At 39.0% G+C, this 15,351-nt stretch carries 15 protein-coding genes; 11 read left to right on the forward strand and 4 right to left on the reverse strand.

From position 1 onward, the window contains the following. Positions 1 to 29 precede the first annotated feature (29 nt). Positions 30 to 1,745, forward strand: a complete 1,716-nt coding sequence (locus ACFQ18_RS04240; RefSeq protein ID WP_047185967.1) for a GMC family oxidoreductase — start codon at positions 30 to 32, stop codon at positions 1,743 to 1,745. Positions 1,746 to 1,971: 226 nt separating this feature from the next. On the opposite strand, the gene ACFQ18_RS04245 is transcribed toward ACFQ18_RS04240, so the two are convergent. Then, complete coding sequence (locus ACFQ18_RS04245; protein ID WP_204797714.1) at positions 1,972 to 2,484, reverse strand: DUF3231 family protein; 513 nt, start codon at positions 2,482 to 2,484, stop codon at positions 1,972 to 1,974. 256 nt (positions 2,485 to 2,740) lie between these two features. Here ACFQ18_RS04245 and ACFQ18_RS04250 point away from each other — a divergent pair, with 256 nt between their 5' ends. Genes ACFQ18_RS04250 through ACFQ18_RS04265 form a run of 4 tightly spaced genes read left to right on the forward strand, consistent with a single transcriptional unit; the run spans position 2,741 to position 5,494 of the window. Beyond that, positions 2,741 to 4,072 carry a cytochrome ubiquinol oxidase subunit I gene (locus ACFQ18_RS04250; protein ID WP_204797713.1) on the forward strand — a complete coding sequence of 444 codons (1,332 nt, stop codon included), beginning with the start codon at positions 2,741 to 2,743 and terminating at the stop codon, positions 4,070 to 4,072. Continuing rightward, the gene (locus ACFQ18_RS04255; protein WP_145523598.1) at positions 4,069 to 5,088 is read left to right on the forward strand and encodes a cytochrome d ubiquinol oxidase subunit II; all 1,020 of its coding nucleotides are present in this window, start codon (positions 4,069 to 4,071) and stop codon (positions 5,086 to 5,088) included. Before ACFQ18_RS04250 ends, ACFQ18_RS04255 begins: the two co-directional genes overlap by 4 nt. 14 nt (positions 5,089 to 5,102) lie before the next feature. Next, positions 5,103 to 5,216 carry a cytochrome bd oxidase small subunit CydS gene (gene cydS / locus ACFQ18_RS04260; protein ID WP_371690282.1) on the forward strand — a complete coding sequence of 38 codons (114 nt, stop codon included), beginning with the start codon at positions 5,103 to 5,105 and terminating at the stop codon, positions 5,214 to 5,216. 59 nt (positions 5,217 to 5,275) lie between these two features. After that, on the forward strand, positions 5,276 to 5,494 hold the full coding sequence (locus ACFQ18_RS04265) for a hypothetical protein (protein ID WP_047185971.1): 219 nt from the start codon (positions 5,276 to 5,278) through the stop codon (positions 5,492 to 5,494). 353 nt (positions 5,495 to 5,847) lie between these two features. On the opposite strand, the gene ACFQ18_RS04270 is transcribed toward ACFQ18_RS04265, so the two are convergent. The 3 genes from ACFQ18_RS04270 to hpaB all read right to left on the reverse strand — a co-directional run bounded on the left by ACFQ18_RS04270 (position 5,848) and on the right by hpaB (position 9,304). Continuing rightward, positions 5,848 to 6,483 carry a pentapeptide repeat-containing protein gene (locus ACFQ18_RS04270; RefSeq protein WP_047185972.1) on the reverse strand — a complete coding sequence of 212 codons (636 nt, stop codon included), beginning with the start codon at positions 6,481 to 6,483 and terminating at the stop codon, positions 5,848 to 5,850. A 355-nt stretch (positions 6,484 to 6,838) separates the two neighbouring features. Then, positions 6,839 to 7,513, reverse strand: coding sequence for a phosphatase PAP2 family protein (locus ACFQ18_RS04275; RefSeq protein WP_204797712.1), 675 nt, complete (start codon positions 7,511 to 7,513; stop codon positions 6,839 to 6,841). Between the two features lie 348 nt (positions 7,514 to 7,861). After that, positions 7,862 to 9,304 carry a 4-hydroxyphenylacetate 3-monooxygenase, oxygenase component gene (gene hpaB / locus ACFQ18_RS04280; protein ID WP_204797711.1) on the reverse strand — a complete coding sequence of 481 codons (1,443 nt, stop codon included), beginning with the start codon at positions 9,302 to 9,304 and terminating at the stop codon, positions 7,862 to 7,864. A 218-nt stretch (positions 9,305 to 9,522) separates the two neighbouring features. Between hpaB and ACFQ18_RS04285 the strand changes: the two genes are divergently transcribed. The 6 genes from ACFQ18_RS04285 to rbsB all read left to right on the forward strand — a co-directional run bounded on the left by ACFQ18_RS04285 (position 9,523) and on the right by rbsB (position 15,292). After that, positions 9,523 to 10,506, forward strand: coding sequence for a LacI family DNA-binding transcriptional regulator (locus ACFQ18_RS04285; RefSeq protein WP_060667686.1), 984 nt, complete (start codon positions 9,523 to 9,525; stop codon positions 10,504 to 10,506). Position 10,507: 1 nt separating this feature from the next. Then, positions 10,508 to 11,386, forward strand: coding sequence for a ribokinase (rbsK, locus tag ACFQ18_RS04290; RefSeq protein ID WP_047185976.1), 879 nt, complete (start codon positions 10,508 to 10,510; stop codon positions 11,384 to 11,386). 3 nt (positions 11,387 to 11,389) lie between these two features. Next, positions 11,390 to 11,800 (forward strand): D-ribose pyranase, encoded by a 411-nt coding sequence (gene rbsD / locus ACFQ18_RS04295; RefSeq protein WP_047185977.1) that lies wholly within the window; start codon positions 11,390 to 11,392, stop codon positions 11,798 to 11,800. A 149-nt stretch (positions 11,801 to 11,949) separates the two neighbouring features. Next, positions 11,950 to 13,431 (forward strand): sugar ABC transporter ATP-binding protein, encoded by a 1,482-nt coding sequence (locus ACFQ18_RS04300; RefSeq protein WP_204797710.1) that lies wholly within the window; start codon positions 11,950 to 11,952, stop codon positions 13,429 to 13,431. 1 nt (position 13,432) lies between these two features. Next, on the forward strand, positions 13,433 to 14,371 hold the full coding sequence (locus tag ACFQ18_RS04305; protein WP_370447411.1) for an ABC transporter permease subunit: 939 nt from the start codon (positions 13,433 to 13,435) through the stop codon (positions 14,369 to 14,371). Positions 14,372 to 14,383: 12 nt separating this feature from the next. Continuing rightward, a complete protein-coding gene (gene rbsB / locus ACFQ18_RS04310) occupies positions 14,384 to 15,292 on the forward strand; it encodes a ribose ABC transporter substrate-binding protein RbsB (RefSeq protein ID WP_047185979.1) in 909 nt (302 codons plus the stop codon). Positions 15,293 to 15,351: the final 59 nt, after the last annotated feature.

A 15,351-nucleotide genomic window follows, 5' to 3' on the forward strand; every position in this document is an offset into this window, starting at 1 on the left:
AATTTTGTAAATAAGGTGGTTTAAAACGTATGGTTAAAAAAATGCCAAAAACGGATGTTGTAATTGTTGGTGTTGGGTGGGGAGGAGGTATTATTGCCTCCGAATTAACGAAGCAGGGACTTTCTGTAGTTGGTCTAGAGAAAGGATTAGAGCGAAGTACCGAGGATTATTATATGGTGCATGATGAATTAAGGTATGCACTGCGTTATGAATTGTTCCAGGATTTATCTAAGTCCACACTGACCTTTAGAAGTAATGAAAAAAAGCGCGCTTTGCCAATGAGACATTATGGTTCATTTTTAATGGGGGAAGGAGTCGGTGGAGCAGGGGTACACTGGAATGGACAGACATATCGCTTCCTTCCTTATGATTTCGAAATTCGTAGCCAAACGGTGGATCGTTATGGGGAAAAGAAAATTCCTAAAGGGATGACTATCCAAGATTGGGGCATAACGTATAATGAATTAGAGCCTTATTACGACAAGTTTGAAAAAATGGCAGGTATCTCAGGAGAAGAAAACCCACTAGGGGGAAAACGTTCCGATAAATATCCGACTGGGCCAATGAAGCATTCCCCACAAATGAAGATGTTTACAGAAGCAACAAAAAAGCTCGGCTATCACCCATATACCGTTCCATCAGCAAATTTATCTGAACCATATACAAACCCAGATGGGATATCTAGAGCAGCTTGTCAATATTGCTCCTTTTGCGAACGATTTGGCTGTGAGTATGGAGCAAAAGCAGATCCTGTTGTAACGGTTATCCCTGTTGCTAATAAAACAGGAAAATTTGACTTGCGCACACATTCATGGGTACGTCGAATCCTACATAAGGATGGAAAAGCAACAGGTGTACTATATACCGACTTGACGACCGGAGAGGAAATTGAACAACCAGCGGATGTAGTTGTAATAACGAGCTATGTATTCAATAACACTAAGCTATTATTAACATCCAAAATTGGACGCCCTTATGATCCAGCTACTGGTACTGGCGTAATCGGTAAAAATTATGCTTATCAAGTCGTTAAGGGTGCGGCAACTGGTTTTTACGATGACATGGAGTTTAATAATTTTGCTGGCGCGGGAGCGTTGGGAGTAGTAATTGACGATTTTAACGGTGATAATTTCGATCATTCCGACCTTAATTTTATCCATGGCGGCTATTTAGCATTAACTCAAACTGGTGCAAGGCCGATTCAAAACAATCCAGTTCCTAAAGGAACACCTTCTTGGGGAGCAGAGTTTAAGGATAAATCACTAAAGTATGCTAATCGCTCACTATCTGTCGGTGCAATGGGAGCAAGTATGCCATTTCGCCATCATTACTTGGATCTCGATCCAACATATAAGGATACGTTCGGAGACCCACTCCTTCGCATGACATTTGATTTTGAGGATCAAGATCGGGAACTGGCCAAGTTTACAGCTAAAAAGGCCAAAAGGATTCTTGAAGAGATGGGTGCTGATCATGTGGATGCTATGGAAGAACTTGGACCATATGATATTACTGTTTATCAATCAACTCATAATACAGGCGGAGTAATAATGGGAGACAATCCAGATACGTCGGCCGTCAATAACTATTCACAAATGTGGGATATGGATAATCTATTTGTTGTAGGTGCATCCTCTTTTCCACATAATAGTGGTTACAATCCAACGGGAACGGTTGGGGCATTAGCTTATCGAGCGGCGGAAGGAATTATGACGTATTCCAAAAAAGGCGGTCAACTAGTATAACAAACTATAATAAAATCATCCGCTGATGATAAGCAAGTCTGCCTGTTTCAAGCAAAAAGTCCACGGATATTTTTTCCCATTTTTAAAACATAATAGAACGGGTCCGAAAATTTCCACGGGTCCGTTCTTCATTTACTTTACTGGGGTTTGTTCGAGCCTCTACTTTACCGCGAATCTCACTAAAACAAACGAAGGAGTTACCGTTCATGGCAACTCCTTTCGACTTTTAACAATCATCAGCTTTATAATGGTGTAATGGTGGGGGAATTAGCCATCCCTTTTCTTTATTTAATCGGAGTGCTTTAACTCCGAGTGCTGCTTTTTGAACATGAAACTGTCCAAACATCGCGGCAATGTCTTCTCTAATGGATTGCCCTATAATCGTACTGCATGCGACCAATCCTGCTGCAATATTTTCTGATAACATCGCGGCAATTTCTGGGTCAGTAAAACGTGCGCCAGCTGGAATGTCTTCTAAGTGGGCTTTAGGTCGTTCGGGTGGACTTGGAGGTAATCCAACTCCATTTTCTTTTAATAACGTTTCAATTTGTTGGATTTCTTGCTGGCCATTGTTAATAGTTTCCTCAAGCAACTTTAACAAATCTTCATCACCAGCATGATTTAGGTGAGTTTGATAACCTGCAATTGCTCCTTTTGCCGTTAATAAAAAGGACCATGTACCAAATACTTCCCCATAGTGCATTGGTTCATCTTGGGGATTGCCACTTAAAATTCCCATCTTCATCCTCCTAAATAAATTCATGATAGTGCCACCTTTCTTTTATGCACCAATTGTTATGTTTCACAAAATGGCTTATTTCATACACCAAAAGGGAAGTTCCTCGCTCCAGTCCAAGTTTTTAAAAATATGTTCAAATGTCCGCCGATAAGTGACTTAAGTCCCCATGGATAATTAATGAATACTCGTACAAACTACATCTATGGAGAAATATACTCGAAAGTTATGCGTGTAGGTTAAAGGAGGATTCACGAACATGCTATTTGAAGATCCAGTGTTGGCTAGCAGATTTTTAACATTAATGACTCTTACTTTTCACATCATCTATGCAACCATTGGGGTTGGCGTGCCCTTGTTTATTATGATTGCACACTGGATTGGAATTCGAAAAAAAGATGAACATTATATCATCATGGCGAGGCGCTGGTCGCGTGGTTACATGGTGACAGTAGCGGTTGGGGTTGTGACCGGTACGATTATTGGACTTCAACTTTCACTACTTTGGCCAAATTTCATGGAAATAGCGGGACAGATTATCGCCTTACCGCTATTTATGGAGACCTTTGCCTTTTTCTTTGAAGCGATTTTCTTAGGAATCTATGCCTATACGTGGGATCGCTTTGATGATCAGAGAAAACACTTTTTATTATTAATTCCAGTTGCCATTGGTGGTGGAATGTCTGCTTTTTTTATTACGATTGTCAATTCGTTTATGAACACACCGACAGGATTTGAGATGGTGAATGGCGCACTTGTTCACGCGAATCCGGTTGCGGCCATGTTTAATCCGGCCATGCCAACGAAAGTATCTCATGTCGTGGCAACCGCCTATATGACTGCCGCATTTTTATTAGCATCGATTACCGCATTTAAGTTATTAAAAGGTTCTAGACATGTCTATTATAAAAAAGCTCTATACTTAACGATGAAAATTGGACTGATTTTTTCTATTGCATCTGCTGTTATTGGTGATTTTTCCGGGAAACTTCTTGCTGAATACCAACCAGAAAAATTAGCTGCAGCTGAATGGCACTTTGAAACCGAGGGAGAAGCACCTTTACTCATGTATGGTTTCTTGGATGAAAATCAAGAAGTTCACTATGCTATTAAGGTTCCCTATATGCTAAGTATTCTCGCGCATAGTAACCCGACAGCGGATGTGATAGGATTGAATGAATTTGACCCAGAAGAAACCCCACCTCTGATTATCCATTACTTCTTTGATTCCATGGTGACAATTGGTGTGTTTCTTTTGGTTCTTTCCCTTATTTATTGGATGGGGATTAGACGTCACTGGGCCTTTGTAAAATCTACATTCTTTCGCTGGCTGATTGTATTAAGTGGACCATTAGCCTTTCTTGCAATGGAATTTGGCTGGTGGTTAGCTGAAATGGGAAGGCAGCCATGGATATTACGGGGGATTATGACGGTAGAAGAAGCGGCAACATCCAGTGATTATGTCAATGTCATGATTGTTTTATTTGCTCTTTTGTATATCGTTTTAGGGGTCGGAACCGTTGTAGTGTTACGCCGAATCTTTAAAAATAATCCAATTGAAGTAGAACTAAAAGGGAATGATTCACCATGAGTTTAGAAATTTTAGGAATAACAGTGCTTTGGACATTTCTCTTCGGTTATGTCATTATCGGATCCATTGATTATGGTGCGGGATTTTTTAATGCGTATAGTATTATCACAGGGAAGCAACATATTTTATCAAGAATTATTCAACAGTATTTATCTCCAGTTTGGGAAATTACCAATGTGTTCTTTGTTTTCTTTTTCGTCGGTATCGTTGGCTTCTTCCCACAGACTGCTTATTACATTGGAACGATTTTTCTTGTTCCGGGGAGTATCGGATTAATCCTTTTGGCCATTAGGGGATCTTATTATGCGTTTGAGACATATAGCTCTAGGGGGCATAAAGGTTATGCATTTATGTATGGATTAACAGGGTTATTAATTCCGGCCTCCTTATCGACTGTTCTGGCGATATCAGAAGGAGGATTCGTTTATCTAACTAATGGGAGTCCAGTGTTAGATTACGCGGCGCTTTTTACTAGCCCGTTATCATGGTCCATTGTTGTGTTAAGTATTGTAGCAGTATTGTATATTTCGGCTGTTTTTCTTACGTGGTATGCCAATCAAACGGGGGATGTAGAAGCAACCAATCTAATGCGAAAGTATGCGTTAATTTGGGCATTGCCACTCATCATTACCGCTGGTGGAATTGTCTATGAGTTGAGTTTTCATAACCCGGAGCATTATGAGCGAATCGTTAACCTGTGGTGGATGTTTGCGGTATCCTTCCTTTTATGGATCTTAACCGTTTGGTTCATTTGGAATCGAAAAAACTATGGAACAGCGGTTTGGCTTTTGATTGGGCAATTTATGTTTGCTTTTTATGCATACGGCATATCCCATTATCCATATATACTCTATCCGATTTTGACCATCCATGAAGGATTTACCAACCGTGCCATGGCTATTTCTCTAGTTGTCGTTTTTATTCTGGGATTTGCATTGCTCCTCCCGTCGTTGTATCTCGTATTTAAATTGTTTTTATTTAATAAGGAATATGTACAGGGAAAGTATAAAAAATAGGAGTGACACCCCTTATGTTCGAGGATTTTTTAATTTTTATTGCACCATTTCTTGTGGTCATCGTTTCCATCATTCTATCCTTCTTGGTTGCTTCAGCTGATTCGCCTGAATTGGAGGAAAAAAATTAATCTATCATGATCAATAATTTTTACCCATTAGGATACATTACCAATAGGAGGTGCTCACAATGACAAATAACAACAAAGAGAAATTAAATGAAAAGATTAACGTAAAACTTGGCGGCATGGAGCTTTATGGAACAACATCCAATGCTGAAGTTGCTGGATACAAAACTTCTGGAGATATTGAAAACGCTGGACAATTAGATAAAGGATTCCAAAGAGTGGAAGAAGAAGATATTTCCGCGACAGCTTCTGTTAAAGAAGGGGAGCAGGAGGAATATTGACGTAGATCCACAGGAATGTCTAGACCCCGCCACTCGATTTGCGGTTTGCGCCGAATACTGATATCAAGCGTATGTCTGCTGATATCTCAGTGCCAATTACCGATATCAAGCGCATGACTACTGATATCCGAGAGCTGAATGCTGATAAAAAGCGTCCGACTGCTGATATCCGGGTGCCGATTACCGATATCAATCGTCCGACCTGCTGATAAACTAGTGCTGACTACTGATGTCAAGCACATGTCTGCTGATATCCAGCTCCTAAGCAAAAGGATTATTGATGATGAAAGGAGGAGCTGTTGATGCACAGCTCCTTTTACCATAATCCGCCGATTGACTTCATGTGCCCATCATCAATCTTTAATCTTCAATCCCAATAACGATGCAAACTGGATGGCTTGAAGGGAAGATACTTGGCACCCTCTCAAATTATCAATAGAAACAATTAAAGTCTCAAAATATGATGAGCTTATATCGATTCCTTTTAATGATGTATCCTCAAAACTTGCCCTATTCAAATTACAAGAAAGGAATTCAACTTTTTTTAGTTTACAATCATAAAAGTCGGCACTTTCTAATGATACATCTTCAAATATTAATTTCTCTAACTTTGAATTCCCAAACATCGCCATATTTAAAATGGAATCTTTAAACTTAACATTGCCAATGTACGACTCGGTTAGATTGCTCCCAAGAAGTTTGCAATTATGGAATTCGACTCTATTCATAAAAGCATTGCCTAGATTTGTATTGGAAAGATCGCAATTTTCAAAGCGCACATCGGTAATATCGATTCTGCTGAAGTCGGTATTCATGAATTTGCAGTTTTTAATTACACAATTGTATAATCGTACTCGTTCAAGGGTTTCATTGGAAAACTCAGAATCCGTGATAAGACTCATTTCAAATTCTGGATCTATCTCATTATAAATATCCGCAAAATTTCTAGGTATTAAATCATGAGCTATTTTAGGTGCATCTATTTTCATTTCGATACCTTCTTTCGGGGGAGATGTCTTTTGGAAGTATATCATACCCTAGTTAATAGAGGTGACTTTGTAGTTGCTTTTAGAGAAATGACAAAAACCCATTGTATTGCTAGTAAGATTTACTTTCGGTGCTTCCCTGATAGCACGGTTAATTTTTTTTGAAAAATTTTTTAACTTTAAAAGGTAACTCATTCTCCCGACAAGTACTCACCGGATCTACATTCCGTTTAAACGACAACTCATTCTCAACCTTTTTCAATAAAATAACTACCCAGACTCATACTGAAATCCGGATAGTTATATTTGAATTTACCATTTATTGAGATTGGGAAGGGTCCTGCCCCTCTGGTTCTATTTACCGCGAACGATAGTAAAAGGGACTTATTTTTTCCTGATGGTCGTATTTTTTCACGATTAGATATACTAAACAAAACCAAGCAACTGAAATACTAACGGCACCGATTGTATCAGATAAATAATGTGCTTCTAGGAACAAGCGGCTTAACGCTACGCCTATAATTAGAAATACACCGATTATGGATAAAACCGTTTTTAGTAAATTACCTTTTATTAAACGAAATACGAGATATAATAGAAACAAAAGTAAAATGGTGCTTCTCATCGTATGACCACTAGGGAAACTATAGGATGGGATTTCCAGTGAAAAGTTGAATACTTCGATGTTACTAACATCGTTACCCGGACGCTCCCTGTGAAATAATATTTTTAGAAGAAAGTTTAAAACCACTCCACCAACTGATAATGATAAAAAGAATATCGTGTGATACCAATCTTTTTTTAATACAAAGAGAGCGGCAATGACCAATGTAATGAATAAAATTACTTCACTAGCCCCTATTAGGGAAATAACATTCATTATTTTAACGATTGTCGTTGTCGAGATATCATAAACCCAATTTACAATATTCTGATCGTAGTTAGTTCCCTTTTCTCCTGTAAAAATAAATGTAATGGAAAAAAACACAATGATAGAAATGAACATGATGATAAGTATCGACTTGTTTTTCATGAAATACTCCTTACGCTTTATTAATTGAACGTACCCTATCATATATTTTAAGGATTTGTTAAGTCAATGGTTATGGCGTTAAGGGTTCTGTCTCTGTTATGGGGGGATGAAGGAAAACCCCTACTGATGGAAGTCTTCTTTACGAAATTAAACTAATTTGTGTAAAAACAGCATTTGGAAAATGTATCAGAGGACTTATCTTTCCCCGTCCCAATTAATGTAGCAGTGTTTTTCGCATTGTAAAACACTACTCTTTGTTTTTAGAAAGCTTTGATTGGAGGAATAGACCTATCCACATGGTTCCCCTAGCTAAAAATAAAGAATCTGGCACGATAGCCAGATTCAAAATTAATCCATTTCCAACAAATCCTTCACCCGCTTCACATAAGGTTCCTTATCATATGAAAAATACAACATACTGGTTAACCGAATTGGATCACCAAAGAAAAAGCGTTCATACTGGATCTCGCGTGTGCCGAAAGCGCTCATTGTCATATCCCAAGCTAGGCGGAAAATCTTAACACGTGATTCAGCATCATCGGCTTTCGATTGCAAATATTGATCCAAATCTCCCCTAAGTGATGATTGAAATGCTTGTTCTGTTGGGATGGACATTAATCCACTAGCCCCAAGTTGCTGGATAATTTCACTGAATCTTGCATAGACACGTGGGAATACAACACTAGCTACTTGTAACGTTTTTCGATCGGGTCTTATAAATCCCCATTCATCCAGTTCAGCTTCCACTTCCGATTTGATAACCAATGCCTTCATCGTTTCCAATGCAACAATGATTTCAGACGCCTTTTCCTGAACGTGCTGGTATTCACCAATATGGATTGTATCAATGATGGATTGAACCACACCTAGGACAAATTCGATTTTCACAATCTGTCTGGATACGGATTGGTGCAATGTAAGCGGAAGAAATGAACTAGCAGTAATGAAAGTATTGGAGACTTCTATATTGTTATAATAAAACACACGCTCCCACGGAACAAGCACGTTATCAAAGACTACAAGGGTATCCATTTCTTCATAACGGGAACTTAATGGATAGTTAAATGTAGAATCCCCACCAACAAATGACTCTCTACAGATAAATCTCAGTCCCTTTGTATTATTTGGGATAGCAAATGCAAAACCATTGGCCTTATCTTGTACTCCGCCATTTGATAACACCACGATTTCGTCTGTTATCCCACCCTGTGTTGCCAATAGCCGTGCTCCCTTGATGATAATGCCTTCATCGTTTTCATCCACGACTTTTGCGGCAATTGGCCCATCGTCTAAATCTTCAAAGTAAAACTGTCCACGATTGACTTGAGGATTTACAAATGTATGTGTCATGGATAAATCTTTTTCGCGGGCATATTCATAAAAAGATACTAGATGTTCGGGAAAACAGTTTTCTTTTCCTTTTAAAAAGTTTGCAGAAGATGCAAGTGCCGTCACCACGGTATTCATATAATCCGGACTTCTTCCCATCATGCCATTAGTGGATTGGGCCCATTGTTGAATCATGTTGCGTCTTTTCATTAGATCCTCTTTCGTTTTAGGTTGCAAATAAGACATTCCTACCCGATGTTCCGTTAACGGAGAAGGGTATGTCATCCTATCTTGTAATGCCTTTTCATGTTGCAGGTCATATAACTCTGCTTGACTTCTCATAACCCCTTTAAATGCTGGATGCTCAGAAATTTTTCCAGTGACAGAGTGATCATCTACCCATACTTCCGTTTGAAGGCGGTCGATTCGATTGATATATTCACTTCCAATAATGGCTGGCATAACACACACTCCTTAAAAATTCATAATCAGATGTCAACAAGATTAAAATATTTTATTAGAATTTATGGAGATGGTTACAATTTTGGAAGCAGCTACATGTGATTGATTTTAATTGCTTAAAGATCATAGAAACAGGTTCCCAAGGATCCATCTCGACATTTAAAAATAAACATGTTAAAATAAATATGTAACCGGTTCCGGATAGGAGAAGGATGGATATGGCGATAACGATTCGTGATGTGGCGAAAGAAGCTGGAGTTTCAGCTGCTACGGTATCACGGGTACTGAATAATAGTGGTTATGCGCATGAAGATACGAGAAAAGCGGTATTAGATGCGATTCATAAATTAAATTATAAACCGAATGAAGTGGCTAGGTCATTATTTAAGCAAAAGTCAAAATTGATAGGATTAATACTTCCAGATATAACGAATCCATTTTTTCCAGCGTTGGCTAGGGGAGTGGAAGATCAACTTCGGGAAGAAGGCTATCGATTGATTATTGGTAATAGCGATGAGCATTTAGAGCAGGAAATTGACTACCTTGATACGTTTATCCAACATAATGTTGTGGGTATTATTGCTTCTGTTAATGAGGCTCACAGTGATATGTTGAAAAACCTAAATATACCAGTAGTTTTGCTAGATCGAACGATAGAGAGTTTGCCTGCTGTGTATGCAGACCAGTTTGAAGGAGGCAAGTTAGCTGCTCGGAAGATAGTAGAGCTTGGCTGTAAGGAAATCACCATTATAAGAGGCCCGGTAGAAGTGAAGCCTGTTTATGAGCGGTTTGTTTCTTCGTTTCAAACGTTAAGGCAGGCTGGTGTGAAGATAAATGTATTCGATTCCAAGCTTTCGTTCCAAGGGGCAAGCAATTCAGTGAAAACATTGTTTGACAAATACCCGAACACAAATGGAATTCTTGCCTGTAATGATATCGTTGCAGTTGCCGTCATGAATGAAGCACAGCGTACTGGTCGAAGGATTCCAGAGGATGTACAAATCATTGGATTCGATGATATTTCTATATGTGAAATCGTTTATCCGGGATTATCAACGATTCGTCAGCCTGCGTATGAAATGGGCGCTAAAGCTGCGGAAATCATTATTAAAAAAGTAAAACAGGAAGTTTTACCGAATATACATTGTAAGTTACCCGTTCAATTTGTGGAAAGAGAGTCCACAAGAAAGGTAGGAGATTAAGATGGTAAATATTGTAGTTGTTGGAAGTTCCTCTATGGATTTAGTCGTTACAGCTGATAAAAGGCCAAAAGCTGGAGAAACACTAATTGGAGAATCGTTTCAGACTGTTCCTGGAGGGAAGGGAGCCAATCAAGCCGTAGCTGCAGCAAGACTGGGTGCTAATGTATCCATGATTGGCCGAGTTGGAAAGGATGCATTTGGTAAGGAAATACTTGATAATTTAAAGAAAAATGGTGTTTCTGTAAACCATGTGGAACCCGTTCCACATTTATCTTCTGGTACAGCACATATCACGCTTGCTGAAGGAGATAACAGCATTATCTTTGTAAAAGGTGCAAATGATGAGGTCACACCATCCTATTTGGAAAAAGCTGATTCTATTCTAAAGGAAGCAGATATGATCATGGTACAACAAGAAATTCCAGAGGAAACGGTTGAATACATTGCAGATTTTTGCAATCAATTTAATAAAAAATGGTTACTGAATCCCGCTCCCGCACGGAAGATAAGCGATAACGTTATTGAATCTGCAACATATCTTACACCGAATGAACATGAGTTTACTGTTATGTTTGGGGAGGAGAATCGTTCCGAGGTACTCGCTCGTTATCCAAATAAGCTATTAATTACAGAAGGAAAAAATGGAGTTCGTTATTTTAATGGAGAATGCGAGGAAGTTGTTCCGTCCTTTGTTGTAGAAGCAGTGGATACTACGGGAGCTGGGGATACATTTAATGCAGCTTTTGCAGTTGCTGTTGCGGAAGGGAAAACAATAAAGGAGGCACTGCGATTCGCGAATCGTGCAGCATCCATTTCGATTACGAAGTTTGGAGCACAAGGTGGTATGCCAACTAGAGAAGAAGTGGAAGGGAATTTTTAAACAATGAAAAAGAATGGCATTTTAAATAGCAATATAGCAAAAGTATTAGTCGATCTGGGTCATACCGATACCATCGTTATTGGCGATGCGGGTCTACCCGTTCCAGATGGAGTATTAAAAATAGATTTAGCACTTACACCTGGTACGCCTTCTTTTCAGGAGGTAGTAAAAGCAGTCGTGGATGACATGGTTATTGAAAAGGTGACAATCGCAGAAGAAATGAAAGATACTAATCCAAATCAACATGAATTTATGAAAATGTTTTTTGGTCACGATATGGAATATGTGAAACATGAGCAGTTTAAACAACTGACAGCAAATGCGAAGGCTATCATTCGAACAGGAGAAATCACTGCATATTCTAATTGTATATTACATGCTGGTGTCTTTTTCTCCCACCTAAACGGACAGTAAGACTTCTACCTCAGGCTTCTGGAGAAACAAAGGAGGTAGGCGGGAGTCTTAATGCCCGTAAAGTTCCGATAAGTGCGACTAACATCAGTGGGGGATGAAGGAAAACCCCCGCTGACGAAGTCTTTTTTATAAAAAGAGGGGTGATTGATATGCGAATTTTGATGGAAAATATTCACAAAGCTTTTGGAGCTAATAAGGTTCTCGAAGGAGTAGATTTTGAATTAGAGCCTGGGGAAATTCATGCGCTAATGGGTGAAAATGGAGCAGGAAAGTCAACGTTAATGAATATTTTAACGGGGCTTTTCCATCAGGATCAAGGAAAGATTACGATTGATGGAAAGGAAACCGTGTTTAGTGATTCAAAACAAGCAGAAGAAGCTGGACTTGCTTTTATTAGACAAGAATTAAATATTTGGCCACAAATGACTGTTTTGGAAAATTTATTTATTGGAAAAGAGAAACGAAATGCACTAGGTGTTTTAAAAGAGAAGGAAATGAAAACGTTAGCAGAAGGCGTTTTTAAACGGTTGAATATTTCTATTCCGTTAAATAAAGAAGCTGGAACATGTTCTGTCGGTGAGCAACAAATGATCGAAATAGCAAAAGCACTGATGCTTGATGCAGAAGTAATTATCATGGATGAACCAACTGCTGCTTTAACGGATAGAGAAATTAGATTGTTGTTCCAAATTATGAAGGAGCTTACTGCAACTGGTGTTTCCCTTGTCTATATTTCTCATCGAATGGAAGAAATCTTTGAAATATGTGATCGTATTACGGTCATGCGTGATGGTGTATCTGTGGCAACCTCGTTCATTAAAGATACTTCCTTTGATGAAATTGTGAAGCAAATGGTTGGGCGTGAGTTAGAAGATAGATATCCAGAACGAAACCCTAAATACGGGGAAACGGTTATGGAAGTAAACGGGTTAACAAGAGAAGGCGTTTTTGAAGATATTCATTTTTCCATAAAGGAAGGAGAAATACTCGGGATATCTGGTTTGATGGGTGCAGGACGAACCGAGATTATGCGTGCATTATTCGGGATTGACCCTTACGATCGTGGAGAAATAATCATGAATGGAAACCCCATTTCTATTAAAAATCCATCAAGTGCTGCAAAACAAGGCTTAGCTTTTATTACAGAGGATAGAAAAGATGAGGGGCTAGTTCTAGATTTCTCCATACGTGAAAATATAGCTTTAACGAATTTAGAAAGTTTTGCCCCAAATGGCGTTGTGAAAGCAAAGGGTGAGAAACAGTTTGTAAAAATGATGGTGGAACGATTAAAAGTAAAAATGGAGTCCCAAGAAACGAAGGCTGGTAATCTATCAGGGGGAAATCAACAAAAGGTAGTAATAGCTAAGTGGGTTGGTACTTCTCCTAAAGTTTTAATTATGGACGAGCCTACCAGAGGAATCGATGTTGGTGCGAAACGTGAAATTTATAATTTAATGAATGAGTTAACCGAACGAGGACTCGCAATCATCATGGTTTCTTCAGATCTTCCTGAAGTGTTGGGGATGAGTGATAGAATTCTAGTTATTCATGAGGGGAAGATCTCTGGTGAATTAGCTAGAGAAGAAGCAACACAAGAAAAAATTATGACGTTTGCTACAGGGGGTAATTAAAGTGAAAACAGCAAAGCTATCAACGATTTGGAATAAATTTCTTCCTCTATTGGCGTTAGTCGGTCTGATCGTCGTTGTTACGATATTAAATCCATCATTTATGGATCCGGCCAACATTATGAATCTATTACGACAAATATCTATCAATGGTTTGATTGCGTTCGGTATGACTTTTGTTATTTTGACTGGTGGAATTGATTTATCCGTAGGGTCAATCCTCGCTTTAACGAGTGCTCTTTCAGCTGGAATGATGGTAGCTGGAATAGATCCGATTCTTGCCATTATTATTGGTACAATACTTGGGGCGGTGTTTGGAGCGCTTAATGGTGTGTTAATTGCAAAAGGAAAATTGGCTCCATTTATTGTAACCCTTGCAACGATGACTATTTTCCGGGGATTAACTCTTGTCTACACAGGAGGTAAACCAATTACTGGACTTGGAGATTCCTATGCATTTCAATTGTTCGGTAAAGGATATTTTCTAGGTATTCCTGTTCCAGCGGTAACGATGATTCTTGCGTTTATTGTATTATGGTTCATGCTTCATAAAATGGCATTTGGACGTAAAACGTATGCTCTTGGTGGAAATGAAAAAGCTGCACTTATTTCCGGTATTAAAGTAGATCGAGTGAAAGTTCTGATTTATTCCATTAGTGGAATGATGGCAGGATTAGCTGGTATGATTCTAACTTCACGTTTGAACTCAGCACAGCCAACAGCAGGCCAAGCGTATGAAATGGATGCTATTGCCGCAGTTGTTATTGGTGGTACAAGTCTTGCAGGTGGTAAAGGACGTATTGCAGGTACGTTTATCGGGGTTTTAATTATCGGTATTTTGAATAATGCGATGAACTTACTCGGTATTTCATCTTTCTATCAACAAGTGGTAAAAGGTGTCGTTATCTTAATTGCAGTATTAATAGACAGAAAGAGATCATAAGAGGTGAAAAGAATGAAAAAGCTAGTCACAATTGCGATGGTTTTGATGATGGTCTTTTTAACAGCATGTTCCATGGAAAGTCCGTTTGTCAAGGATGGTTTAGGTGAAGATGAAAATGTAAAAATCGGATTAAGTATTTCAACATTGAATAACCCGTTCTTTGTTTCGCTTCGTGACGCCATTGTTGCGGATGCGGAGGAAAAAGGATATGAGATTATCGTTGTTAATGCTCAAGATGACGCTGCAACAGAGATTAGTGGGATTGAAGATTTAATTCAACAAAACGTGGATGTTCTTTTAATTAACCCGACCGATTCTGCAGCAGTTTCTTCTGCCGTACAATCAGCAAATAATGCGGGTATTCCTGTTATCACGATTGATCGCTCCGCAGATAACGGGGAAGTAGAAACACTCATTACTTCAGATAACGTAGCTGGTGGAGAAATGGCAGCTGACTTTATTTTGGAACAACTTGGTGAAGGTGCAAAAGTAGCAGAAATTCAAGGTATTGCAGGTGCATCTGCAACAAGAGAACGTGGAGAAGGATTCCATCATATTGCGGATAAACAGCTTGATATTGTGGCAAGTCAACCAGCAGACTTTGATCGGACGAAAGGATTAACCGTCATGGAAAACACGTTGCAAGGAAAAGGCGATATTCAAGCGGTGTTTGCACATAATGATGAGATGGCCCTTGGAGCTATAGAAGCAATTAAAGCGGCAGGTAAAGATATCGTTGTCATTGGTTTTGATGGAGTAGAAGATGCATTAGCTTCTGTTCAAGCTGGTGAACTTACCGCGACGATTGCACAACAACCTAACCTTATGGGACAAGAAGCAGTTTCTACAGTGGAAAAAGTGCTTAATGGAGAAGAATTAGAAGAAGTGATAAAAGTACCTTTGGAATTGAAAACGAAATAGGGGAGACGTGGGGATAGGACGAATAACCGCCAAGGCATTGGCGGTTATTTTCATACATC

Origin of the sequence: Oceanobacillus caeni, assembly GCF_042678465.1 — a bacterium.
In the GTDB taxonomy this organism is placed as follows: Bacteria; Bacillota; Bacilli; order Bacillales; family Amphibacillaceae; genus Oceanobacillus; species Oceanobacillus caeni.